Raw genomic sequence first — 24556 nt, 5'->3', positions numbered from 1 at the left:
GTGCCCCTCCGAGGGAAATGTCATACCCCATCACCTTGGAGATGAGGAACGAACGTCACGCTAACGAATAAAAAAAGGGGCCGTACTTGAAACGGATGTTATTCCTGTGACTGGTGACACTTTTGTTACGGAAAGTGCAAATTAGTGCTCGACCGGTTTCCCGGGGTCGCGTTCCGGTAACGGTCGCATCGGAATATCCGGGCGCCCAACCGGATGACGCACTCGCCGTTTGGCGGCCAGATGCACCGACTCCGTGCGTTCGGCCACCTCGGCCCAGGAGAATTCGGCCGTGAGCCGGGCCCGCGCACGTAAGGCACGTTGCGCTGCCGCATCCGGATCCGACAGCGTCGCCCGCACCGCGGTGGCAAGACCTGCCACGTCAGCCGGTTCGAAAGTGAGGCCGGTATCCGGTTCCTGCACCGCTTCACCCAGACCGCCGGCGGTCGAGACGATCAGCGGGATACCGGTGGCCGCCGCCTCGAGGGCGACGATGCCGAACGGCTCGTACCGACTCGGCAACACGATCGCGTCGCACCGATGCATGTGGGTCACCAGTTCGTCGTGGTCGACGGCGCCGATGAACCGTACCGCCTTGCTCACCCGGTGCTTGCGAGCCTGTTCCATCAGCCAGTCTCGCTGTGTACCGTCACCGGCGATGGTCAGCGTGGTGCCCGGATGGCTGCGCCGGATGCGGGGGAGTGCGGCCAGCAGATCCTGCACGCCCTTCTCGTACTCGAGTCGCCCCGCGAACAGCAGTTCCGCGGGACCGGTCGTCCGCGTTCGTGGCGCGAACGGCCATGTGCGGATGTCGATCCCGTTGTGGATCACCGCGATGTCGGCTGCGTCGTAGCCGAAGAGACGATTCACCTCGTCGCGCATGGACGCCGAACATGTGATGAGAGCATCGGATTCGGCGACGAGCCACCACTCGACCGAGTGCACCTGCCGGTTCGTCCGGCCGCTGACCCAGCCGCTGTGCCGGCCGGCCTCGGTGGCATGGATCGTGGAAACCAATGGCACGTCGAAGAATTCGGCAAGAGCAATCGACGGGTGGGCCACCAGCCAGTCGTGTGCGTGCACGACTTCGGGAATCCATCGAGTCGAAGAATCCGCGAATGCCCTTTCACCGGCCAGGATCTTGAGACCGGCTCGGATGAACGAGTGCCCCATGGCGAGAGTCCAGGCCATCATGTCCTGCCCGAACTCGAACTCCGGCGGATCCTCGGCGACCGCGATCACGCGTACACCCTCGACGACGGTGTCGGTCGTCGGATGGCTCACCGCATCGGTCCCCGACGGGCGGCGGGTCAGGACCACCACATCGTGTCCGGCGGCGGCCATCTCGGTGGCGAGGTGATGCACATGCCGGCCGAGGCCACCGACCACCACGGGTGGGTACTCCCACGACACGAACAGCACTCTCATCAGATGCCCCCCTCGGCACTACACCCATCTGCGGTCATGATCGCGTGCAACCGGCGCGCGTCGAGTCCGGGAAAGAGATTGTCGGCCCGCGCCCAGTTCTGCGCGAGCGTCGCCGCCGCGTCGTCGCGACCGCGCATCGCGGCATCGCTGATCTCCCGCGTGGCGTGTGCGTGGGTGTGCGCTCGGGAGACAGCGTACTGCGCGGCGGTGTCCTTCGACACCATGAACGGCCAGTCCGAGGACAACGTCAGCAGTGCCTCCCGCACGATCTGATCGGCAACGCGGCTCCGTTCGCCTCCGTGGGCGAGGAGTTTGGCGACGGCATCGAGAGCGGTCTCGGTGACCTCCGCGTTGAGCGTGACGAGATGCTGAACCTGCGGGCCGTTCCACACCCGCCAGTCCTTGCCCGATCCCCACGACGACGCCGGGAGATCGACCGGCTCGCCGACGAGTCCGGATCGGGTTGCGCCGGCGAGGGTTCCGACCTTCACCCCGACCTCCGGAAGACGGCGTAGGACCCGTTCGAGCCACACCGGACCTTCATGCCACCAGTGTCCGAACAGTTCGGTGTCGAAGGCTGCGACGACGAGTGCGTCCCGGCCGATGCGCGCGGATTCCTCGATGAGGCGGTCGCGGACGTGTCCGACGAAATCCTCGACGTGGCGGTCGATCACGGCGTCGACGCGCGCGGGGTCGTAAGGCTTCTTCTCGTCGCCGGGTACCGAGCGTCCGGTGACGCGGAACCGCTTGAGTCCCGATTCGTGGTCGTAGGTGTGGAAGTCGCGGTAGGCGGCATGGCCGGGGTAGCCCGACTTCGGCGACCACACCCGGTAACTCACGGTCAGGTCACGCCCGTAGGCGATGACGCCGCTGTCGCCGACGGGCCGCCCGAGAGCGGTGTCGCCGTGCAGGGTCGGGCCGTCGACCATGAAATGCCCGACGCCGGCGCGGGCGTACTCGAATTCCATGCCCGGAGCGAAGGCGCACTCGGGGGCCCAGATCCCGACCGGGTCGAAACCCCAACGCGCGCGGGCGTCCGCAAGTCCCTCTCGGAGGAAGAACATCCGTAGGCGAGGATCGAGGAGCGGGGCGAAAGGATGCGCGAGCGGTCCGCCGAGGATCTCGGCGACCCCGCTCGAGGCGACGTGGCGGATCAGCGGCGAGGCCCCGTGGCGCCACTTGGTCTCGAAGGTGTCCAGCGCACGCTGGGCGGCGAGGTACTCGCGGCGGCCGGCGTCGGCGCGGTCGGTATCGCTCGACGTCGCGGCCTGGATGGCCCGCAGCTGCCAGTCGGCGAGCCACTCGTACATCGACGACGCACAGTGCGGGTCGTCGAGCTGCGCGACCAGGACCGGGGTGAGGCCGAGGGTCAACTGGTCGGTGAAGCCGTCGGCGGCCAGCCGCTCGAGCACATCGAACAACGGCAGATACGACGACGCCCACGACTGGTAGAGCCATTCCTCGCCGACCGGCCAGCGACCGTGATTGGCCAGCCAGGGGAGGTGTGAGTGCAGGACGAAGGTGAACTGTCCCGGAACCTCTGTGGTGCTGATGGTCATTCCTCAGTCCCGGATCGCCACCACGAACAGGTCGAGCGAGGCGTCGATGTCGGAGTCGCGCGCGTCGAGTACCGCGAAGTCCTCCGCGACGACGGCGGCGACGTCGTCGACCAGGTCGGCGGGCCATGGTTGGCCGGCGAGGGCCCGCTCGATCTGGGCGTCGATCAGCGATCCGCCCCACTTGTCGTCGAGTGCGGCCAGGCGGGGGCCGTGGTGCACGCCGAGCATCGCCTCGAGGGTGAACCCGCCCTCGACGATGAGTTCGGTGAGTTCGGCGGCGTTCAGCTCACGGGTGTGGAACGGGTTGAGCGGTGTGTCGCGACCGGGGGAGAAAGTGATCCGGTTGGGGGTCGAGATCAGCAGCTCGCCACCCGGACGCAGCACCCGGCGGCACTCGGCGATGAACGCGGCCTGGTCCCAGAGGTGCTCTATCACCTGGAAGTTCACCACGAGATCCACCGATGCGTCGGCCAGCGGGAGGTCGATCAGATTGCCCTGGTGCACGACGAGTCCGGGGTAACGGCGACGCGTGTGTTCGACCGCAGCGGTGTCGTAGTCGACGCAGACCACAGACGACGCCCCGGCGTCGGCCATCATCGCGGCGCCGTAACCCTCGCCCGAGCCCGCCTCGAGGATCTCGCGGCCCGTGCAGCGGTCCAGGATGTGGCGGTACGCGATCTCGTGGCGGCGAAACCAGTAGTTCTCCGCGGGGATGCCCGGAACCGTCCGTTCACCGGTCAGTGCCAGTTGCCGGTCGGTGTCGAGGGCCTCCAGACCGGTCGTCCCGGCGGTCGGCGGAGAACCGAGGTCTGCGTCAGTCATCTGCACGAGCGTAGGGCATGGGGTCGCGGCCTCCCGGTTCGTCCCGGCGCCGATGACCGAACAAGCGATCGGCCGTCGTCGCCGCTGGGCTCACCCGCAGGTCCGGTGCCGCTCCATAGTGTGAGGTAGTCGGTGTTTAGTGAGAACATAGGAAACGCTAAAGTGGGGGAGACCCATGGCCTTACCCGCCGGTAAGTTGCCGAACCCGACGCAGGAGGTCGACGTAGACCCATGACAAACATTGTCGTACTGATCAAGCAGGTTCCCGACACGTGGTCCGAGCGCAAGTTGTCCGACGACGACTACACCCTGGACCGTGAGGCAGCTGACGCCGTGCTGGACGAGATCAACGAGCGCGCCGTCGAAGAAGCGCTGAAGATCAAGGAGGCCGACGGCGGTGAGGTCACCATCCTGACTGCTGGTCCCGACCGGGCCACCGACGCCATCCGTAAGGCACTGTCGATGGGTGCGGACAAGGCGATCCACATCAAGGACGATCTGCTGCACGGTTCGGATGCGGTTCAGACCGCCTATGTACTGGCCCGCGCGCTGGGCACGGTCGAGGGTGTCGAGCTCGTCATCGCCGGTAACGAGGCCACCGACGGCCGTGTCGGCGCGATCCCGGCGATGATCGCCGAGTACCTCGAACTGCCGCACCTGACGCATCTGCGCAAGCTGACCCTGGAGGGCGAGACCCTCAAGGGCGAGCGTGAGACCGACGAGGGCATCTTCCACGTCGAGGCGCAGCTCCCGGCGATCGTCAGCGTCAACGAGAAGATCAACGAGCCCCGCTTCCCGTCCTTCAAGGGCATTATGGCCGCGAAGAAGAAGGAAGTCACCGTCGTCTCGCTGGCCGAGATCGATGTCGAGCCGACCGATGTGGGCCTGGCCAACGCCGGCAGCGTCGTGAACTCCTCGACCCCGAAGCCGCCGAAGACCGCCGGCGAGCGCGTCACCGACGAAGGCGACGGCGGCACGAAGGTCGCCGAGTACCTGGTCGGTCAGAAGATCATCTGATCTTCCCCACCAGACAATCCGGCGAACCCCAGACATTCAGGAGAAAACCAACATGGCAGAAGTACTCGTGCTCGTGGAGCAGGACGCCGAAGGCGCCCTGAAGAAGGTCACCAGCGAGCTCATCACCGCCGCCCGCGCCCTCGGTACCCCGTCGGCTGTCGTCGTCGGCAAGCCCGGCTCGGCCGATGCGATCATCGACGGCCTCAAGGAAGCCGGCGCTGAGAAGGTCTACGTCGCCGAGTCCGACGACGCGGCCACCTACCTGATCAACCCGCAGGTCGACGTGCTGTCCTCGATCGCCGAGAGTGCTGCTCCGGCAGCGATCCTGGTCGCGGCCACCGCCGACGGCAAGGAGATCGCCGGCCGTCTCGCCGTGCGTCTCGGCTCGGGTGTCCTCGCCGACGTCGTCGACGTCAAGGAAGGCGGGGTGGGCATCCACTCCATCTTCGGTGGTGCGTTCACCGTCGAGGCGCAGGCCAAGGGCGACACCCCGGTCATCTCGATCCGCCCGGGTGGTGTGGAGGCCGCTCCGCAGGCCGGTGCCGGCGAGCGTGTCGATGTCGAGGTCCCGGCTGCGGCCGAGAACGCCGTCAAGATCACCAAGGTCGAGCCGAACATCGGTGGCGATCGTCCCGAGCTCACCGAGGCCTCGATCGTGGTCTCCGGTGGTCGCGGTGTCGGTAGCGCCGAGAAGTTCTCGGTCGTCGAGGAGCTCGCCGACGCCCTCGGTGCCGCCGTGGGTGCTTCGCGTGCCGCGGTCGACTCCGGGTACTACCCGGGTCAGTTCCAGGTCGGTCAGACCGGTAAGACCGTGTCGCCGCAGCTCTACGTCGCCCTGGGTATCTCGGGTGCGATCCAGCACCGGGCCGGTATGCAGACCTCGAAGACCATCGTCGCGGTCAACAAGGACGAAGAGGCGCCGATCTTCGAGATCGCCGATTACGGCGTCGTGGGCGACCTGTTCAACGTCGCACCGCAGCTGACCGAAGAGGTCAAGAAGCGCAAGTGATCTGCTGATCACGCAGAACTCCGGTGGCCCCCGACGTTCGCGTCGGGGGCCACCGTGCGTTCGCGTTCCGTTCACCCGGAATCCCGGTGCGTCTCGTGTTCACCCGGTTCGCCCCGACACGTCACGCCGACGTGGCCGTGGCGACGCAGACGCTGGCTTTCATTCGGGGCATGAACGCTCTGCAGTCCATCGCCTCGTCCGCTGCAACCGCTTCCGCCGTCTCGACCACCTTGTTGACCGCCGGCCCGGTCCGGGTGCTCGTGTCCGAAGACCCGGCCGACATCGTTGCCGTCCAACAACTCCGCTACCGGGTCTTCGCCGACGAGCCCGGGTTCTCCGATCGCATCGGCGACGCCGTCACCGGACGCGACGCCGATCGTTTCGACGAGTTCTGTGAACACCTCGTCGTGCGGCACGACGACCACGGCGTCATCGGATGCGCACGGCTGCTGGCCCCGCCACGCGCGATCGCCGCCGGCGGCTGGTATTCGTCCACCGAGTTCGACCTCGGAGCCGTGGCCGACATCTTCGCGGAGACAGTCGAACTGGGTCGTGCCTGCGTCCACTCCGAGCATCGTGACGGGTCGGTCACCGCGCTCATGTGGGCGGCCCTGCTGCAGTACATGGATCAGGCCGGCTACCGCTATCTGATGGGTTGTGTATCGGTGCCCCTGCACAGCCCGGGGGAGTGGATGCCCGGGTCGGTCTTGCGCGCGGTCCGTGACCGGCTGCGTGAGGACTACACCGACCCCGTCCTGCATGTCTCTCCACTGACGCCCCCACGCATCGGCGGGCGGTTGCTCGAGGACATCACGCCGTCGGACACCGTCGGCATGCCGCCCCTGATGCGCGGATACCTGCGGATGGGTGCCCGTATCTGCGGCGAACCCGCCGTCGACGACGTCTTCGATGTCGCGGACTTCCTCACGGTGCTCGATCGGGAAGGTACCAACCGGCGCTACCTCGAACGCCTGCGATCGAGCGCCCAGCGCCTCGGCTCGGCCGCCCCGTCGCGATGATCCCGCTGTCGGCGGAACCGGCGCGGCACCCGTGGTTCCCGGTCAGCACCTGCGGAGACAGTTGCCTCGGTCCCCGGGGCACGAGGCGTGTCGCACTGCTCGTCGACGCGGTGGTCGTGGGTCAGCGACTGTGCCGCCTCGCCGCCGTCGTCTGCTGGATCGTCGGGATGCTCGTCGCCGACGAGGCGGTGGCGCGCCTGCGGCATCGGCCACGGCGAGCGCTTCGGGCGCGGGCCTCGGGCCCGCTGCTCGCCGCGCTCGGTATCCGGGTCGTCGTCGACGACCGGCGACGCGACCCGCGCGCGACCGGGCTCATCGTCGCCAATCACATCTCGTTCCTCGACGTCCTCGCGCTGGCCCTGGTGAGCTCGGCGCATGTGGTGGCGAAATCGGACGTCGTCGACATGCCGGTCGTCGCGGGGATCGCGCGCAGATTCGGCGTGATCGCCGTCGACCGTGGAACGCTGCGCGGACTCCCGGCGGCGGTGGGCGGGGTCTGCGCGCGCCTGGCCGCCGACTCCTCGGTGATCGTGTTCCCGGAGGGGACCACCTTCTGCGGCCGCACCGGCGGTGAGTTCCGTCCGGCGTTCTTCCAGGCCGCGATCGACGCCGCGGTGCCGGTGCTCCCGGTCCGTCTGAGGTTTCTCGGGCCGGACGGACACGCCGCGACCGACCCGAGTTTCATCGGCGACGACTCTCCCCTGGACACCCTCCGGAGAGTGCTGCGGGCCCGCGGACTGACCGTGGTCGTCCGTCTCGAGCCCGCCGAAGCGCCGGGAACCGACCGTCGCGAGTTGGCGCGTCGCTGCGAACGCGTCCTGAGTTCGGCGGAAAGTGACATCGACTGTTCTCTGATATAGGTTCCTTCGGAGCGGCCGCGCACGCGGCCGAGAAGATCGCCGTATGTCGAAGGAGTCCGACGATGACGTCCACCCTGACCCGGGAAGCGGCCCGCGCCAAGTTCTTCGAGCTGCGGGAAGCGGAAGGGCTCGTCGACGACGCGGTCCTCGACACCGTCTGGGCGGGGCTCGCGACGCTGCGTCCCGAAGAGATGCTGGGGGCGTGGAAGGGTGGCGAGTTCACCACCGGCCACGCCATCAACGGGGTGCTGGGGAAGGCCAATTGGTTCGGCAAGACCTTCACCTCGCGCAGTGATGTGCAGCCGCTGGTCTGTCGCGACGAGAACGGCAAGCTGTTCTCCAACGTCGCACTCGGCAAGGGCGAGGCGAGCCTGTGGGCGATCGAGTTCCGCGGCGAGATCACCGCGTCGATGGTTTACGACGGCCAGCCGGTCATCGATCACTTCAAGCGCGTCGACGACACCACCGTCATGGGCATCATGAACGGCAAGGGCGGCGTCATCGACGGACGCCACCTGTACTTCTATCTCGAACGCGTCTGAGGCAGGCACGCGGTCGCGGAATTTGTCGACGTCGGCCGCGCGTTTATCCTTGCTAGCGATGCCCCTGCCAACCCGAGTGCCTCCGCGCACGTCCGTCTACCTCGACCACGCCGCTTCGACGCAGATGCTGCCCGAAGCCGTCGAGGCGATGACCGCTGTCTTCAGCACGCCGGGTAACGCCTCCTCCCTGCACGGATCCGGCCGCACCGCCCGACGCCGCCTCGAGGAGGCGCGCGAGGCGATCGCCGCGGCGGTCGGTGCGCGGCCGTCGGAGGTCATCTTCACCGGGGGCGGTACCGAATCTGACAATCTCGCGGTCAAGGGGATCTACTGGGCCCGTCGCCGGGCCGATGAGCAGCGTCGCCGCATCATCGTGTCGGGGGTCGAGCACCACGCGGTCCTCGACCCCGCGCAGTGGCTCGCGGCCGACGCCGGAGCCGAGCTGGTGGTGCTGCCGGTCGACGCCGACGGCGTGGTCTCACCCGCCGATCTCCGTGCCGAACTGGAGGCACACGCCGACCAGACCGCCCTCATCTCGGTCATGTGGGCCAACAACGAGGTCGGTTCCATTCAGCCCATCGCCGAGATCGTGGCGCTCGGCGCCGAGTTCGGCGTGCCGGTGCACTCCGACGCCGTCCAGGCCGTCGGCCACCTGCCGATCGACTTCACCGCCAGCGGACTGTCCGCGCTGAGCCTCGCCGCCCACAAGTTCGGCGGACCGCAGGGCGTCGGTGCGTTGCTGCTGGGTCGTGAGGTCGCCTGCGTCCCGCTACAGCACGGTGGAGGCCACGAACGTGACGTGCGGTCGGGCACCCAGGACGTCGCCGGGGCCGCCGGCATGGCCGCTGCGCTGACCTGGTGTGTCGAGCACATGGAGGAGAACACGACCCGCGTACGCGCCCTCGCGTCGCGGCTCACCGACGTCCTGCTCGGCGTCGAGGGCACGGTGCGCAACGGGGCCGATGTGGACGCACGCCTGCCCGGAAACGTGCATGTCTCCTTCGCCGGCTGCGAAGGAGACTCCCTGCTGATGCTGCTCGACGCCAAGGGCATCGAGTGCTCCACCGGTTCCGCCTGCACCGCGGGTGTCGCGCAGGCGAGCCACGTGTTGCTCGCGATGGGACTCGACATGGCCGACGCCCGCTCGTCGCTGCGGTTCTCGCTCTCCCACACGACCACCGACGCCGACATCGACGCGGTGGCCCAGGTCATCGACGAGGTCGTGGATCGTGCTCGCGCCGCCGGCCTCGTCTCCGCACCCGGCGGAAAGGTCTCCTGATGCGCGTACTCGCAGCGATGAGTGGCGGCGTCGACTCGGCGGTCGCGGCCGCGCGTGCCGTCGACGCCGGACACGAGGTCGTCGGCGTCCACCTCGCTCTCTCGACCGCACCGGGAGCACTGCGTACCGGCTCCCGCGGCTGCTGCTCCCGGGAGGACGCCTCGGATGCGCGCCGTGCCGCGGACGTGCTCGGAATCCCGTTCTACGTCTGGGATTTCGCCGACCGGTTCAAGGACGACGTCATCGACGAGTTCGTCGAGGCCTACGCCGCCGGACGCACCCCCAACCCGTGCCTGACGTGCAACGAGAAGATCAAGTTCGCCGCGCTCGCCGACAAGGCGATCGCCCTCGGCTTCGACGCGCTGGCCACCGGTCACTACGCCCAGCTCGTCGACGGTGAGCTGCGCCGGGCCGTCGACGACGACAAGGACCAGTCCTACGTGCTCGCCGTCCTCACCCGCGAGCAGCTCTCCCGTGCGCTGTTCCCGGTCGGGGACACCCCGAAGGCCGAGATCCGGGCGGAGGCCGCGCGCCGCGGTCTCGCGGTCGCCGACAAGCCCGACTCGCATGACATCTGCTTCATCCCCAGCGGTGACACCCGCGCCTTCCTCGGCGCCAAGATCGGGATCCGTCCGGGCGCGGTCGTCGACGCCTCGTCCGGTGAGCGCCTCGCCGACCACGAGGGTGTCCACGGTTTCACCATCGGACAGCGCAAGGGGCTCGGCATCGACGCCCCCGCCGCGGACGGCAAGCCCCGCTACGTCACCGAGATCGACCCGGACTCGGGCACCGTCACGGTCGGCACCGCGGAGGATCTGCAGGTCTGGGGCATCACCGCCACCCGCGCGGTGTGGACGTCGGGCATCACCCCCGACGAGCCGTTCGAGGCCGTGGTCCAGGTCCGCGCCCACGGCGGGCTCGCGCCGGTGACCGCGACGCCGACCACCGTCGACGGCGAACCCGCGATCGACATCGTCCTGCACGAACCGCTGACCGGCGTCGCACGCGGCCAGGCCGCCGTGCTGTACCTGCCCGACGCGGAGCGCGGCGATCAGGTCGTCGGATGCGGACGCATCGCGTCGACCACGTCGCGACCGACCGCTGTCGCGGCTCGGTGACCACACCCGATCTGCCCACCGGTATCGGCACCGGCGTGGGCTCGATGCCCGGCACCGATCCGCGCGCGGCCGCTGCCGTCGTCAACGGTGAACTCGACCTCGCGCACCTCGTCGAACTCCCCGGTCGCGGAGCGGGCTCGGACCTGATCGGCCGGATGGCCGCGATCCTCGTCGACCTCCCGATGGACACCGCGACCTGGGGATACCGGTTGGCGCAACGGGAGTCGCAACTGACCCGGCGAGCGCGTGACTACCTCAAAGAGGATCTCGACGTCGCCGAGGAGCTGTGGGAGACAGCGGGATTCGTCGGTACCGGCCGAGCCTACAAGGTCCAGGTCGCCGGTCCGTTCACGACGTCGGCGTCGGTCGAACTGCCCAACGGTCATCGTGTGCTGAAGGATCCGGGCGCGGTCCGCGACATCGTCGCGTCCACCGCCGAAGGAATCCGCGAACACGTCGGCGAGGTCACCCGGCGCCTGGGCGCACAGGTCGTGGTCCAGATCGACGAACCGATGATCGGCCGGGTCATCGACGGAACCGTCACACCCCTCACCCGATTCGACCCGATCCGGGCGATCCCGGCGGTCGAGGTGGCGCGGGCCCTCACCGAGCTGATCGATCACGTCGACGCCCCGGTGGTGCTCCACGACTGCAGCCGTCCCCGTTGGGATCTCCTCGAACACCTTCGGGGCGTGGCGTATTCGATAGACGTCACCGCACCCGGCGACGCCGACCTCGACGGCATCGGGATGCTCATCGATCGCGGGGATGTACTGGTTGCCGGTCGGGTGCCGTCCACCGCGCCGAAACAGCCGGTCAACGCCGAGACCGTGGCGACCGGCCTCGCCGCACTCACCGACCGAATCGGCCTCAACCGGAAAGTGTTGTCGGAGAGCGTCATCGTCACACCGACCTGCGGTATGGCCGGAGCGTCGGAGAGCTGGGCGCGCAAGGCTCTCGCGGTGGTTGCCGAAGCGGGTCAGCTGCTCGCCGGCGACCCGACCGCCCTCTGACGACCCGGAACGACTGCGGAACCCGGGCGGCCGGAACTATCCTGCGGGCATGCCGCATCCGATCATGTTCGACGACGCCGACCCGATCCTGGGTCGCGTCCGCGAGATCGCGCTCGCGCTTCCCGACGCCACCGAGGTCGTGGCGCACGGTCGCCCGACGTTCCGGTGCGGCAAGATGTTCGCCAACTACGGCGGCGGTCTGAAGGGTGGCAAGATCCGCTACGACCACTCGGTCCTGTTCATCCCCGACGAGTCGGAGAAGCCCGCGCTCGAAGAGGATCCGCGGTTCTACGTGCCGGCCTACTACGGCCCCTACGGGTGGCTGGCCCTGATCCTCGACGGTGACGGGGACCCCGACTGGGACGAGGTCGCCGAACTCCTCGACGCCAGCTACCGTCAGGTCGCGCCGAAACGGTCGCTGGCGAAGCTCGACTCGACCGCTCCGTGATCCGAGAGCAGCGGCTTCGCCACTTCTCCCCGAGGTGTTGACGTCGCGCGCGACGTCATTCCGTAGGGGCGGTGCAGTTGCCCGGTGAGCTCCGGGCTCGTTGTCCGGGTACTCCGATACCCTCGGTGCGTGGCAGAAACAACGGAGTCGGGGCGGCCGGCGACCGAACAGTCGGGACCCGAGGGAGACCTGCGGGAGCAGTGGACGGAGCTCGCCGAGGAGATCCGCGAGCATCAGTTCCGGTACTACGTGAAGGATGCGCCGGTCATCTCCGACGGCGAGTTCGATGCTCTCCTACGACGCCTGCAGGACCTCGAGGACAGTCACCCCGAGCTCGCGACGCCCGACTCGCCGACAAAACTGGTCGGCGGCGGTTTCTCCACCGCGTTCTCCCCGGTCGACCATCTCGAGCGGATGATGTCGCTGGACAACGTCTTCGACTACGACGAGATGACCTCCTGGGTCCAGAGGGTCAACTCCGACGCCGGTGCCGAGGTCGAGTTCCTCTGCGAACTCAAGATCGACGGTGTCGCCCTGGCGCTCGTATACCGCAACGGAGTCCTCGAACGCGGTGTCACCCGTGGCGACGGTCGCACCGGTGAGGACGTCTCGCTCAACGCGCGCACCATCGACGACATCCCGCACCGACTGACGGCCGCCGACGGCTATCCGATCCCGGACGTCCTCGAGGTGCGCGGCGAGGTCTTCTTCCGTGTCGAGGATTTCGAGGCGCTCAACGCGTCCCTGGTGGCCGATGGCAAGCCGCCGTTCGCCAATCCACGCAACTCGGCGGCTGGGTCGCTGCGGCAGAAGAACCCGCAGGTCACCGCTCGTCGAAAACTGCGGATGATCTGTCACGGCATCGGCCACACCGAGGGGTGGCGGCCGGAGTCGTTGCATGATGCCTATCTCGCGCTCGGCGCGTGGGGACTTCCGGTGTCCACCCACACCACCAAGGCCTCGACCGCCGCCGAGATCCTCGACAAGATCTCCTACTGGGGCGAACACCGCCACGACGTCGACCACGAGATCGACGGCATCGTGGTCAAGGTCGACGACTTCGGCGTCCAACGCCGCCTCGGTTCCACCTCGCGCGCACCGCGGTGGGCGATCGCCTACAAGTACCCGCCGGAAGAGGCCACGACCAAGCTGCGCGACATCCAGGTCGGCGTCGGGCGCACCGGTCGCGTCACACCGTTCGCGGTGCTCGAACCGGTCCTCGTCGCGGGTTCGACGGTCTCTCGCGCGACCCTCCACAACGGCTCGGAGGTCAAGCGCAAGGGTGTGCTCATCGGCGACACCGTGACCATCCGCAAGGCCGGCGATGTGATCCCCGAGGTGCTCGGGCCGGTGGTCGACCTGCGCGACGGTTCCGAGCTCGAGTTCGAGATGCCCGAGCGCTGTCCGGAATGCGGTACGCCGTTGCGTCCGGAGAAGGAATCCGACGTCGACGTCCGGTGCCCGAATCAGGAGAGTTGCCCGGCTCAATTGCGGGAGCGGCTCTTTCATCTCGCCGGTCGTGGTTCGTTCGACATCGAGGCGCTCGGTTACGAGGCAGCCACCGCGCTGCTGTCGGCAAAGGTGATCCGCAACGAGGGTGATCTGTTCTCCATCTCCGCCGACGACCTCGCCCGCACGGAGTTGTTCACCACCAAGGCGGGCGCGTTGTCGGCGAACGGGAAACGCTTGCTGGCCAACCTCGACAAGGCCAAGGACGTGGCGTTGTGGCGCGTGCTGGTGGGTCTGTCGATCCGCCACGTCGGGCCCACCGCGGCGCGCGCGCTGGCCACCGAGTTCGGCTCACTGGAGGCCATCGAGGCCGCCGACGTCGAACAGCTCGCCGACGTCGAGGGCCTCGGCATGACTCTCGCGCAGTCGATCCACGACTGGTTCACCATCGACTGGCATCGGGAGATCGTGGAGAAGTGGCGCGCCGCAGGCGTTTCCATGGAGGACGAGCGTGACGACTCGATCGCGCGGACCCTCGAGGGCAAGACCATCGTCGTGACCGGATCGCTGGTGGACTTCTCCCGCGACGGCGCCAAGGAGGCGATCCTGCAGCGTGGCGGCAAGGCATCGGGATCGGTGTCGAAGAAGACCGACTACGTGGTCGTGGGTGACTCGCCGGGGAGCAAGGCCGACAAGGCCGAGCAACTCGGTGTGCCGGTCCTCGACGAGGACGCGTTCAAGCGTCTCCTGGAGACCGGCAGTCCCGAGTGACCCCCTCGCGGCCGGATCGAAAGAACGCGGCACGACCCTTCGCTGCCTGAGGTGTGAGGAGCGCAAGCGACGAGCCTCGAAGGCCTGATGAGATCGCGTCGTCGACCCTTCGAGACGCGTCCTCCGCAAGCTCCGGTCGCTCCTCAGGGAGCAGGGATTCCGCTTCGTCAGTCCGCTCCGGACGCTCCTCAGGGAGCAGGGATTCCGCTTCGTCAGTCCGCTCCGGTCGCTCCTCAGGGAGCAGGGATTCCGCTTCGTAAGTCCGCTCCTCAGGAGCGAATTCTTTTCGTTGAGCAGCGCTAACCGTTGAGCGCGGCGTCGAAGGCGCGGTACGCCCGCGGATCGAACAACACGAACCGGATCTCGGTCATCGCGGTGTCCACGGACCGGACGGTGTCGATGGCCCGGCGTGCGCCATCGGCCATGGGCCAACCGTAGACGCCGGTCGAGATGGCCGGGAAGGCGATCGTCGTCGCACCCAATTCGTCTGCCACGCGGAGGGATTCGCGATAGCAGGCGACCAGGAATTCGGATCGGTCCTCATCGTGGGAGTGCACCGGTCCGACCGTGTGGATGACCCAGCGTGCATCCAGATCGCCGGCGGTGGTGGCAACTGCTTCGCCGACGGGGAGTCCGCGCTTGTAGCGTCCGGCCCGGAGTTCCTTGCACTCGGCGAGAATCGCGGGACCTCCACGCCGATGGATGGCGCCGTCGACCCCGCCACCGCCGAGGAGTGTCGAATTGGCGGCATTGACGATCGCGTCGACCGACTGAAGGGTGATGTCTCCTTGCGTGAGTGTGATGGAGGTCATGCCTCCATCATCCTGCTAACCGTCGGCGCGCAACACCGTACTGACGATCCCGGCGAGGTAGCCGAGTCGGGCGACCTCCGAGGGCCGGAAATCCGGCCCGCCGATGCGGCCGAGCAGGATCGCCTTGTCATTGGAGCCGATCGGCGCCGCGGCGAGGCGGGTGTCCATGTCCTGCCATGCACCCGGCACCCAGTCGCCTTCGGCGTCGAGTTGCGCCGCATGCTCCAGAGGCAGCCAATCAGCCCTGGTGAGTGGGGTTTCCGGGGCGCCGGAGGAGCCGAACAGCTGTAGGACGCCGCCGCTGGCCCTGGTGATGACCATCGCCCACGACACCCGCAGCACGCGCGGGGCGTTGTCGACGAGGACCTGGAGGCGATCCTTGCGCTTCGCGGTGGCGACCTGGTCGACGAGCTCGAGTTCGCGGTGGGTGTCGAGCACGCCGGAATACGGGCGGATCGAATCCACGCGAACGCCGTTGACCTTCTCGGCTGCCGTGATCAGGCTGTCCGGCAGCGCACCGGGTGCCACCTCGACGACCAGGTCGTCGACGGCATAACCGTTGCCGCGTTCGACCACTTCGAGTGACAGGATGTCGGCACCGACCGAACCGAGCTGCACGGCGAGCACGCCGAGACTGCCGGGACGGTCCTCGAGCTGGACGCGCAACAGGTAAGACACGTGGGTCATTCTCGCACCCGTGGCGACGGCGCGCGCAGCGCCGGGGGCGACCGGGTGCGCCGCGCCGGAGGCGACCGGGTGCGCCGCGCCGGGGGCGGGGCGGGTGTGTCCGGGAGGTGCAACCGGTGGCTGGGGTGAGTCGGGTTGGCGCGTTCCCATAGGCTGGAGAGGCGCATCTGCGTCGCATGGGCGTCGGGTGAGCGACATGACCGAGCAAGTGATGGTGAGAGAGGACGCTGACGGTGGCTGGCGAACCGAAGTCCATATCGCGTGAAGAGGTCGCGCATCTGGCGCGACTGTCGCGACTGGCGCTGAGCGAGGACGAACTCGATGTCTACGCCAAGCAGCTGGACTCGATCCTGACCCACGTCGCGTCGGTGTCGGAGGTGGCCGCCGACGACGTGCCCGGAACCGCGCATCCGGCCGAACTCGCCAACGTGCTGCGTCCCGACGTCGTCGTGCCCGGCCTGAGCACCGACGCCGCGCTGTCCGGTGCGCCGGCCGTCGAACAGGACCGTTTCGCCGTTCCGCAGATCCTGGGAGAAGAGCAGTGAGCCCCGATTCGCACGCCGCAGCTCCTCGTCCCGCCGGTGACCTGACCGGTCTGTCCGCGGCCGAACTCGCCACCAAGATCGCGACCCGCGAGGTCAGCTCGGTCGAGGTCACGCAGGCCCACCTCGACCGCATCGCCGAGGTCGACGGCGAGCTGGGTGCCTTCCTGCACGTCAGCGGCGCCGAGGCGCTCGTCGCCGCCAAGGCCGCCGACGACGCGATCGCATCGGGCGAGCCCGTGTCGTCGCTCGCCGGGGTGCCGATCGCGCTCAAGGACGTCTTCACCACCACCGACGCCCCCACGACGTGCGGTTCCAAGATCCTCGAGGGTTGGGTTCCGCCCTACGACGCCGCGGTCACCGAACGGCTCCGCGCCGCAGGCATCCCGATCCTGGGCAAGACCAACATGGACGAGTTCGCCATGGGCAGTTCGACCGAGAACTCCGCCTACCAGCTGACCCGAAATCCGTGGGACCCCACCAAGATCCCCGGCGGGTCGGGCGGCGGTAGCGCCGCGGCGCTCGCGTCGTATGAGGCCCCGCTCGCGATCGGTACCGACACGGGCGGCTCGATCCGGCAGCCGGCCGCCGTCACCGCGACCGTCGGCGTCAAGCCGACCTACGGCACCGTCTCCCGCTACGGACTCGTCGCATGCGCGTCGTCGCTCGACCAGGGTGGCCCGTGTGGCCGCACGGTCCTCGACACCGCGATGCTGCACGAGGTCATCGCCGGACACGACCCGCGTGACTCCACCTCGATCAACGTGCCGGTACCCGACGTGGTCGCGGCCGCTCGCGAAGGTGCGGAACAGGACCTCAAAGGTGTAAAGATCGGCGTCGTCACCGAACTGCAGGGCGAGGGCTACCAGTCCGGCGTGCTCGACTCCTTTCACCAGGCGGTCGAACTGCTCACCGAGCGCGGCGCGGAGGTCGTCGAGGTCAGCTGCCCGCACTTCACCTACGCGCTCGGCGCCTACTATCTGATCCTTCCGTCAGAGGTGTCGTCGAACCTCGCACGCTTCGACGCCATGCGGTACGGACTACGCGTCGGCGACGACGGTTCGCATTCGGCCGACGAGGTCATGGCGCTGAGCCGCGAAGCCGGTTTCGGCCCAGAGGTGAAGCGCCGCATCATGATCGGCACGTACGCGCTGTCCTCGGGCTACTACGACGCCTACTACGGTCAGGCGCAGAAGGTCCGCACCCTGATCTCGCGCGACTTCACCGCCGCCTTCGAGAAGGTCGACGTACTGATCTCGCCGACCACCCCGACCACTGCCTTCCCGATCGGGGAGAAGGTCGACGATCCGCTCGCGATGTACCTGTTCGACCTCTGCACGCTGCCGGTGAACCTGGCTGGCATCGGGTCGATGTCGGTGCCGTCCGGACTGTCGAAGGACGACGGCATGCCCGTCGGCCTGCAGATCATGGCGCCCGCACTCGCCGACGACCGGCTCTACCGGGTCGGCGCGTCGTATGAGGCGGCTCGCGGCCCGATCATCTGACGCCCCTTGCTCCCTGAGGTGCGAGGTCACCGCGGCAGGCCGCTGACCGGTCGCGCCTGCTCGGTCCCGTAGCGGTGACCGACGCCCGTCGGTCCGTCGAGCGCGGCCAGCAGGTCGACGCTGGACTGCAGGAATCCGACGACCGGCAGCCAGGGGACCTCGGGTACCCGTCGACCGCCGAGCACGGTGTCGTCGGGATACGCAGGCGGACGCCACAGCGAGCCGAGCGACCAGCGGACCACCGGATCGCTGCGATTGGCCACGACGATCCGCGGCGTCCTCGACGCCTGCGCCACCGTCCCCGCGGGCGGCGCGGTCAGGACGGTCTCCGCGAGCAGTGACGGGTGATGGTCCTCGAGCCAGACCCGGGCGGCGTCGGCCCCCACCGCGCCGAGGCTCTGGCCGTAGAGCACCAACCGGGGCCGGTCGCCCGCGGGCCGGTTCGCCAGAACCTTCGCGAGTTCGCGGACCAGCGTGATCGACGATTCCGTCGCGGTCGCGTCGTCGGAGATGAACGCCTTCCACGACGGCACGTCGGCGTAGGGGAGTGTCAGTATCCGGACGTCGCCGTCGAAGCGGTCGACGAAACCGGCGACCGCGGCCTGGTCGACCCAGCCCGACCCGGTGGGGACCGCAACGATCACCGCACGAGCCGCCAGTCCGCCGCTGTGCATCCAGGACCTCACCAACCGTTCTGCCGGATGATCGAATTCCGGTGCCGCGAGTTCTCCGCGCAGCAGAGTCCCGAACTCGGAGACGACGATGGTGCGCGGCGACGGTTGTCCGCGGTCGGCACCGGCGTCGGCCGGGGCGAGGAGTCCGGCGGCGAGCGCGACCGCCGACGCCGCGATCACCGCGGTGACGCGGGGGATCAGCACGATCGCGGCGACCGCTGCAGCGGGTGCGACCGTGGCCGCAACCCACCAGTCGGGCCCAACGGGCGGCGCCCCGACCGCGGCGCGGATCAAGCTCTGCCACCACACCGACAGTCCCGCACCGCCGGCCGCGATCAGCACCCCGGCACCGAAGACGACGCGACGGGTCTGCGTGTCCGGGTGCGGGCGTCGTCGGGAAGCCCATCGTGACAACAACATTCCCACGACCGCGCCCACGGCGGCGAAGCCGGACGTCACGACCGCGGTCGTCGTCGCGTCGCGCGGAAGCGTTCCGGGATGGAGCGCCAGGAGATACGAAGAGACGATACTGACCACGAGAACCGGGGGAGGCAGGGCTCGCCCGGCGTCCATCGACGCGCGAGCGGCAGGCGCGCTGGTCATGAGAACTCCTCGGTGGGTTGCCGATCGACCAGCGCGCGTTCGACCGTGGTGGACACCAGCTGGGGAATCGATTCCTGTCGGGTCGGCGGTCCACCGAACTGGCGCCAGGTGTTCCAGGCCAGACCGATGCGGGCTACGCGGGCCGCGGTCGCGCAGGCGGGATCATCGCAGGAACGCTGCATCGCCTCGATCAGCATGCGGTCCAAAGCGAATCGCGCCCACGATCCCAGCGGTCGGCCGTCTGCCGCGGCAGCACGCAACAGGTCGTAGCCGAAATCGTGTGTGCGGCGCAGTGGTGTGAACCGGTCCGGGAGCGGTACCGGCGACGAGCAGCCGCCGTCCGGGTCCGTGGGCACACCGGTCACGACCGTCGGCGTGTATCCCATGTGCATCTCGAAGGATGCGGGCAGGACGTCCATCGTCGTGGCCGGCGCCGGTCCGGTCAGTGCGACGACGGCAGCGGCATATGGATTGTCGGCGTCCTCGGGGTGCGAGATCACCGGCCCCGCGCTGGAACCGGTGTCACCGGCAACTGCTTGCGCCGTCGACATCCATTGTCCGGCAAGGAGAACAGCGAGTGTCATCGCGGCGACGAGAGTTCGGATCCGGCCCCGTCGGTGCACCGGGCCCGATCCGTGATCAGGGTGAGAAGTGTTGTCCGAAGGCCATTTCCGCAGTGATCCGGGAGGGTCCATGGCCTTTGACGCTAAGGGGTGAAACCGCCGGTCCACATCGCTCCGACGGGCGGTTCGTACTCACCGGCGGGACGGGGATGCCGGGCTGCGGATACTACTCGGGAACGAGGCCGTCTCCCCCGAAAGTATGAGGACTGCCGGGCCCCTCGGAGCCTAGGGTGAACCTCATGTTCGGTTTACGCAAGCATCTGCGCGCGGCCGGCGGCGACTTCGTCGACTGGGCGTCCACCGCGCCGGTCGCCCAGGACCCCGCGGTGCGTGCCTATTTCTCCTCGCGGGTCAACTGGTTCTTCCTGATCGTGGCCCTGATCATGTATTCGATCGCCTGGCCGACGCTGCCGGTGACGCACTCCGTGCCGACGTTCGTCCTGCCCGTCGTCGCGGCGTTCGCCGCGCTCCCCATCGCGCTCGCCTGGTCGGCGCCGCTCGTCGGCTGGGCGGTCTCGGTGGTCTCGGCGCAGGTCATCGGTCTCGTCGTGCCCACGCGCAACGATTGGGAACTCACCATCCAGGTCACCCATTTCATCGAGCTGCTCGTGCTGACGGCCATGGTGATGCTGCGCTGCCCGTTGCGATGGATTCCGCTGGTGTGGCTCACGACCTCGCTCGTCGTCGCCTACGCGGTGCACCCCGCGTGGATCGTCGGGATCTCGGTGCTCGCGGTCGTCGTGGCACTGCTCCGCGGACTGATGGCGTCGCGGCGGCAGCTCGCCGCTCGCACGAGACAAACCGAGGAGGCGGAGGCCGAATCCGCGGTGCTGCAGGAACGCGCGCGCATCGCCCGCGACCTGCACGACGTGGTGGCACACCGCATGTCGATGGTCGTCGTGATGTCGCAGACCGCGCGCTACCGGATCGACGACGTCTCGCCTGCGGCGGCAGCCGAATTCGACGCCATCGCCGATGCCGCCCGGACCTCACTCGACGAGGTCCGGCAGCTGCTCGGGGTGCTGCGGGTCGAGGGCGCCGAGACCACCGCCCCCAATCCAGTCCTGGCGCAGATCGATTCGCTCGTCGCCGAGACTTCTCGGGCCGGCTCCGAGGTCACGCTGATCCGCGAGGTCGACGATGCCGGGGTGGGGGAATCGGCGGCACTGGTGATCTACCGGATCGTTCAGGAGTCGCTGGCCAACGCCACCCGGCACGCGCCGGGCAGCCGCACGCTGGTGAGTGTGACACCGGGTGAGCACGGCACCGTCGAGGTGGCCGTGGTCAATTCGGCGCCGACGGCCGAACCGCTCGGGATCGGCGGCAACGGCGTCGGTATCCCCGGGATGCTCGAACGTGCGCAGGCCGTAGGGGGTTCGCTCGTCGCGGCACCGACGGTCGACGGCGGGTTCGCGGTGCGTGCGCGCATCCCGATGACGCCACCACGCGACGGAGTCGTCGCCGGCGCACCGTCGTCGGTGACCGTGCCGAAGGTCTCCTCGCCGGTCTCCGACCAGTAGCGTGTCAGGCGTGCCGATCAACGCGGAATCGCAGCAAGCACAGGGCAACACCGGTCCGATCACCGTCGTCGTCGCCGACGATCAGGCGATGGTGCGTCAGGGTTTCTCGGCGTTGCTCGCCGCCCAGCCCGACCTGTCCGTGCTCGGGGACGCCGCCGACGGGGTCGAAGCGGTCGAGGTGTGCCGGCGTGCGCGTCCCGACGTCGTCCTGATGGACGTGCGGATGCCGCGCAAGGACGGGTTGTGGGCCGCCGAACAGATCCTGTCGGCCGGGCTGGAACCGCCGACCCGCGTGCTGATGCTCACCACCTTCGACATCGATGACTACGTCTACGAGGCATTGCGGATCGGTGCGTCCGGCTCCTGCTGAAGGACGCGCCCGCCGACGAACTCGTGCGTGCGGTGCGCGTGGTCGCCGCCGGCGAAGCGCTGCTCGCGCCGTCGATCACCAAGCGACTCATCACCGAGGTGACCGCACGCCGTCGACGCCCCAGCCGCAACCCGGCACTCGAACACCTCACCCCGCGCGAGCGGGAGGTACTCGACCTCGTGGCCGACGGCAAGTCGAACGCCGAGATCGGCGCCGATCTCTACGTCACCGAACAGACCGTCAAGACCCACGTGAGCAGTCTCCTGGGCAAACTGGCGCTGCGGGACCGTGCGCAGGCCGTGGTGTTCGCCTACGAGAACGGGATCAAGTGATTTCGTGGTCAGCGGGTCGGGCCCGCGGGCACTAGATTGGGGGTGTCCGTCGCGCTCGAGAAGGAGGGTCTCACCACATGGCCAAGAGATTCGGCATTCTCACCTCCGGCGGTGACTGCCCCGGTCTGAACGCCGTCATCCGCGGTGCGGTGCTCAAGGGTGAGACCGTCTACGGTCACGAGTTCGTCGGCTTCAAGGACGGCTGGGCGGGCCTCGTCTACGGCGACATCATGGAACTGAACCGATCCACGGTGCGCGGTCTGTCCAATCAGGGTGGAACGATCCTGGGGACGAGCAGGTTCGGTCCGTACACCGAACCCGACGGCGGCGCGGACAACATCAAGAAGGTGCTCGAGAACCTCGGCGTCGACGGTGTCATCGCGATCGGCGGCGAGGGCACGGCGTCGGCGTCGAAGCGACTGTTCGACGACGGCATCAACATCGTCGGCGTCCCGAAGACGATCGACAACGACATCGACGCCACCGACTACACGTTCGGATTCAACACCGCCGTCGAGATCGCGACCGAGGCCATCGACCGCCTCCGGACCACCGGCAACTCGCACAGGAGGTGCATGGTGCTCGAGGTGATGGGGCGCCATGCCGGCTGGATCGCCCTGCACTCGGGTATCGCCGGCGGCGCGCACGTCATCCTCATCCCCGAGAACCCCGAGAGTCTCGATCAGATCTGCGCCTGGGTGACCAGTGTCAAGGCGCGCGGTCGTGCACCGATGGTCGTCGTCGCCGAGGGTTTCAAACTCCCCGAGATGACGGAGGCGTACTCCACCAAGGGGCGCGACGAATTCAACCGGCCACGCCTCGGGGGAGTCGCGGAGGTGCTGGCGCCGCTCATCGAGGAACGGACCGGCATCGAGACCCGGGCCACGGTCCTCGGCCACATCCAGCGCGGCGGTGTGCCGTCGGCCTACGACCGGGTTCTCGCCACCCGCATGGGCATGGCCACCGCGGACCTCGTCGCCGAGAAGGGCTGGGGACAGATGGTCGCCCTGCACGGGACCCGGATCGACCGGATCACCTTCGACGAGGCGCTCGGCGAACTGAAGACCGTGCCCCTGGATCAGTACAAGGAGATCCGGGTCATCTTCGGCTAGGTGTACTGACCCGCCAGGTTGGGTACGCGGTCGGCGGGTGAGTCGCCTCTGAGTGCGGTGTGGCTGCGTTCGTGATTGTAGATGCGCAGGAACTCGTCGAAGGCGGCCACGCGTTCGGTCTCGCTGTTGTAGGGGCGGGCGTAGGCCCATTCCTCTTGCAGTGTGCGGTTGAATCGTTCCACCTTGCCGTTGGTTTGCGGCCGGTACGGTCGTGTCCATTTGTGTTTGATCCCGTTGTCGGCCAATCGTTTCCGGAACATTCTGGACCGGTAACAGGACCCGTTGTCGGTCATCACCCGTGTGGTGGTGACGCCGATCGAGGCAAAGTGGGCCAAGGCCCGGGTCATGAACGCGGTCGCGGTTTCCTTCTTCTCATCAGCGAGGATCTCCGAATAGGCGTATCGGGAGTGATCATCGACGGCGTGGTGCAGGTAGGCGTATCCCAGGTTGGGGCGGCCCTGCACGGTGCGGGGCCGGGACGGATCGCGATGGGCACTGGAGTTGCGGCCGCCTCGGGCGCGGCCGTGCACGCGGTGCCCGCCACCGTCGGGGATCCTGCCCAGCTTCTTGATGTCGACGTGGATCAAGTCCCCGGCAGCTTCGCGTTCATACCGGCGAACCTCACGTCGTCGTGCACGCACCGGTGCTCCGGTGGCCGGGTCGGTCCACGACAACCGCACACACTGGTACCGGGTGAGGATGCGGTGGACTGTGGACACGTTCAACCCCAGGTGGAACCCGATCCGAGCTGGTCCCCAACGGCGCGACACGCGTAACCCCACCACCCGGCGTTCCCGGCGACGGGTGGTGCGATGCGGGCATGAGCGGGGCCGGCTTGAGCGGTCAACCATCCCTGCGGGCCCGTGGTCGCGGTAGCGGTCGGCCCACCGTTTGGCCGTGGTCACCGAGACATTGAAACGGTCCGCGGCACGCCGCAGCGGCCACCCATCCTCGACAACACACCGAGCCAGACGCAGCCGGCCAGTCGGGGACAACGGTGAATTACGGTGAGACATGAAGACCTCCGGGTTGAGGAGCGGTTCTTAGACAGCTCCACACCTCACTCGGAGGTCTTCCCTATGTCACGCCGACTCGCCGAACCCCGTACCTAACGTCCCGGGTCAGTACAGCTAGACCACGGTGACGGCCGGTGCGGGTTCGCGGGGGATGACGATCCACAGCGCCAGGTAGATGAGCACCTGGGGGCCGGGGAGAAGCATCGACAGCACGAACAGGACACGCACCAGGGTCGGGTCCCAGCCCCATCGTTCGGCGATACCACCGCAGACACCGCCCAGCCATGCGTTCGAGCGTGATCGCGTCAGTCGCGGTGCGGGGGAAGCGGGTTGTGCGGTGGTCATCGGGACTCCTCGGTCGGTGAACTGATGTCTTCGACGGTAGGTTCGACGACCGGTTCCCGGCATCGGTGATCACCCTGAACGTAT

General features: G+C 68.2%; 23 protein-coding genes and 1 pseudogene. 15 read left to right on the top strand and 9 right to left on the bottom strand.

The features are described from left to right. Positions 1-141: 141 nt before the first annotated feature. From IHQ52_RS19765 to IHQ52_RS19755, 3 genes are read right to left on the bottom strand one after another with little or no spacing between them, the layout of a single operon-like run. Complete coding sequence (locus IHQ52_RS19765; RefSeq protein ID WP_024500546.1) at positions 142-1425, bottom strand: glycosyltransferase family 4 protein; 1284 nt, start codon at positions 1423-1425, stop codon at positions 142-144. Then, positions 1425-2984, bottom strand: a complete 1560-nt coding sequence (locus IHQ52_RS19760) for a 1,4-alpha-glucan branching protein domain-containing protein (RefSeq protein WP_024500545.1) — start codon at positions 2982-2984, stop codon at positions 1425-1427. Before IHQ52_RS19760 ends, IHQ52_RS19765 begins: the two co-directional genes overlap by 1 nt. A gap of 3 nt (positions 2985-2987) precedes the next feature. Continuing rightward, entirely contained in the window at positions 2988-3806 is an 819-nt protein-coding gene (locus IHQ52_RS19755) for a class I SAM-dependent methyltransferase (RefSeq protein ID WP_024500544.1), read from the bottom strand. A gap of 231 nt (positions 3807-4037) precedes the next feature. Between IHQ52_RS19755 and IHQ52_RS19750 the strand changes: the two genes are divergently transcribed. The 10 genes from IHQ52_RS19750 to ligA all read left to right on the top strand — a co-directional run bounded on the left by IHQ52_RS19750 (position 4038) and on the right by ligA (position 14331). After that, positions 4038-4823, top strand: a complete 786-nt coding sequence (locus tag IHQ52_RS19750) for an electron transfer flavoprotein subunit beta/FixA family protein (protein ID WP_024500543.1) — start codon at positions 4038-4040, stop codon at positions 4821-4823. 52 nt (positions 4824-4875) lie between these two features. After that, positions 4876-5832, top strand: coding sequence for an electron transfer flavoprotein subunit alpha/FixB family protein (locus IHQ52_RS19745; protein ID WP_006438818.1), 957 nt, complete (start codon positions 4876-4878; stop codon positions 5830-5832). An 86-nt stretch (positions 5833-5918) separates the two neighbouring features. Further along, the gene (locus IHQ52_RS19740; protein ID WP_096274975.1) at positions 5919-6851 is read left to right on the top strand and encodes a GNAT family N-acetyltransferase; all 933 of its coding nucleotides are present in this window, start codon (positions 5919-5921) and stop codon (positions 6849-6851) included. Beyond that, entirely contained in the window at positions 6848-7711 is an 864-nt protein-coding gene (locus tag IHQ52_RS19735) for a lysophospholipid acyltransferase family protein (RefSeq protein WP_024500541.1), read from the top strand. The genes IHQ52_RS19740 and IHQ52_RS19735 overlap by 4 nt, the downstream gene beginning before the upstream one ends. Positions 7712-7773: 62 nt before the next feature. Beyond that, on the top strand, positions 7774-8253 hold the full coding sequence (locus IHQ52_RS19730) for a DUF4334 domain-containing protein (protein ID WP_024500540.1): 480 nt from the start codon (positions 7774-7776) through the stop codon (positions 8251-8253). Positions 8254-8311: 58 nt separating this feature from the next. Continuing rightward, positions 8312-9532 (top strand): cysteine desulfurase family protein, encoded by a 1221-nt coding sequence (locus tag IHQ52_RS19725; RefSeq protein WP_051349694.1) that lies wholly within the window; start codon positions 8312-8314, stop codon positions 9530-9532. After that, entirely contained in the window at positions 9532-10650 is a 1119-nt protein-coding gene (gene mnmA / locus IHQ52_RS19720) for a tRNA 2-thiouridine(34) synthase MnmA (protein ID WP_024500538.1), read from the top strand. Before IHQ52_RS19725 ends, mnmA begins: the two co-directional genes overlap by 1 nt. Further along, the gene (locus IHQ52_RS19715; protein WP_024500537.1) at positions 10647-11663 is read left to right on the top strand and encodes a uroporphyrinogen decarboxylase/cobalamine-independent methonine synthase family protein; all 1017 of its coding nucleotides are present in this window, start codon (positions 10647-10649) and stop codon (positions 11661-11663) included. Before mnmA ends, IHQ52_RS19715 begins: the two co-directional genes overlap by 4 nt. A gap of 49 nt (positions 11664-11712) precedes the next feature. Then, on the top strand, positions 11713-12111 hold the full coding sequence (locus tag IHQ52_RS19710) for an MmcQ/YjbR family DNA-binding protein (RefSeq protein ID WP_024500536.1): 399 nt from the start codon (positions 11713-11715) through the stop codon (positions 12109-12111). 129 nt (positions 12112-12240) lie between these two features. Beyond that, the gene (ligA, locus tag IHQ52_RS19705) at positions 12241-14331 is read left to right on the top strand and encodes an NAD-dependent DNA ligase LigA (RefSeq protein WP_024500535.1); all 2091 of its coding nucleotides are present in this window, start codon (positions 12241-12243) and stop codon (positions 14329-14331) included. Positions 14332-14630: 299 nt separating this feature from the next. On the opposite strand, the gene IHQ52_RS19700 is transcribed toward ligA, so the two are convergent. Both IHQ52_RS19700 and IHQ52_RS19695 read right to left on the bottom strand, forming a co-directional pair. Continuing rightward, a complete protein-coding gene (locus IHQ52_RS19700; protein ID WP_024500534.1) occupies positions 14631-15143 on the bottom strand; it encodes an O-acetyl-ADP-ribose deacetylase in 513 nt (170 codons plus the stop codon). A gap of 15 nt (positions 15144-15158) precedes the next feature. Next, positions 15159-15830 carry an ACT domain-containing protein gene (locus IHQ52_RS19695; RefSeq protein WP_024500533.1) on the bottom strand — a complete coding sequence of 224 codons (672 nt, stop codon included), beginning with the start codon at positions 15828-15830 and terminating at the stop codon, positions 15159-15161. A gap of 233 nt (positions 15831-16063) precedes the next feature. Between IHQ52_RS19695 and gatC the strand changes: the two genes are divergently transcribed. After that, positions 16064-16375: an Asp-tRNA(Asn)/Glu-tRNA(Gln) amidotransferase subunit GatC gene (gene gatC, locus IHQ52_RS19690; RefSeq protein ID WP_006438859.1), complete on the top strand. Its 312-nt coding sequence runs from the start codon at positions 16064-16066 to the stop codon at positions 16373-16375. Then, positions 16372-17877 (top strand): Asp-tRNA(Asn)/Glu-tRNA(Gln) amidotransferase subunit GatA, encoded by a 1506-nt coding sequence (gene gatA / locus IHQ52_RS19685; RefSeq protein WP_006438860.1) that lies wholly within the window; start codon positions 16372-16374, stop codon positions 17875-17877. Before gatC ends, gatA begins: the two co-directional genes overlap by 4 nt. A gap of 26 nt (positions 17878-17903) precedes the next feature. On the opposite strand, the gene IHQ52_RS19680 is transcribed toward gatA, so the two are convergent. Beyond that, entirely contained in the window at positions 17904-19154 is a 1251-nt protein-coding gene (locus IHQ52_RS19680; protein WP_006438861.1) for an alpha/beta-hydrolase family protein, read from the bottom strand. Next, on the bottom strand, positions 19151-19738 hold the full coding sequence (locus IHQ52_RS19675) for a hypothetical protein (RefSeq protein ID WP_232513000.1): 588 nt from the start codon (positions 19736-19738) through the stop codon (positions 19151-19153). Before IHQ52_RS19675 ends, IHQ52_RS19680 begins: the two co-directional genes overlap by 4 nt. A 278-nt stretch (positions 19739-20016) precedes the next feature. Here IHQ52_RS19675 and IHQ52_RS19670 point away from each other — a divergent pair, with 278 nt between their 5' ends. The 3 genes and pseudogenes from IHQ52_RS19670 to IHQ52_RS19660 all read left to right on the top strand — a co-directional run bounded on the left by IHQ52_RS19670 (position 20017) and on the right by IHQ52_RS19660 (position 23111). After that, the gene (locus IHQ52_RS19670) at positions 20017-21297 is read left to right on the top strand and encodes a sensor histidine kinase (RefSeq protein ID WP_040005118.1); all 1281 of its coding nucleotides are present in this window, start codon (positions 20017-20019) and stop codon (positions 21295-21297) included. 88 nt (positions 21298-21385) lie between these two features. Beyond that, positions 21386-21999: pseudogene (locus tag IHQ52_RS19665) on the top strand (response regulator). Between the two features lie 77 nt (positions 22000-22076). Continuing rightward, complete coding sequence (locus IHQ52_RS19660) at positions 22077-23111, top strand: 6-phosphofructokinase (protein WP_006438866.1); 1035 nt, start codon at positions 22077-22079, stop codon at positions 23109-23111. Here the strand turns inward: IHQ52_RS19660 and IHQ52_RS19655 are convergent. Further along, positions 23108-24127 (bottom strand): IS481 family transposase, encoded by a 1020-nt coding sequence (locus tag IHQ52_RS19655; protein ID WP_238063810.1) that lies wholly within the window; start codon positions 24125-24127, stop codon positions 23108-23110. The genes IHQ52_RS19660 and IHQ52_RS19655 overlap by 4 nt on opposite strands. 114 nt (positions 24128-24241) lie before the next feature. Next, positions 24242-24472 (bottom strand): PspC domain-containing protein, encoded by a 231-nt coding sequence (locus IHQ52_RS19650; RefSeq protein WP_006434774.1) that lies wholly within the window; start codon positions 24470-24472, stop codon positions 24242-24244. Between the last annotated feature and the right edge of the window lie 84 nt (positions 24473-24556).

The organism is Gordonia amicalis (genome assembly GCF_022059885.1).
GTDB lineage: Bacteria > Actinomycetota > Actinomycetes > Mycobacteriales > Mycobacteriaceae > Gordonia > Gordonia amicalis.
This window is presented reverse-complemented; position numbering and strand designations above follow the sequence as displayed.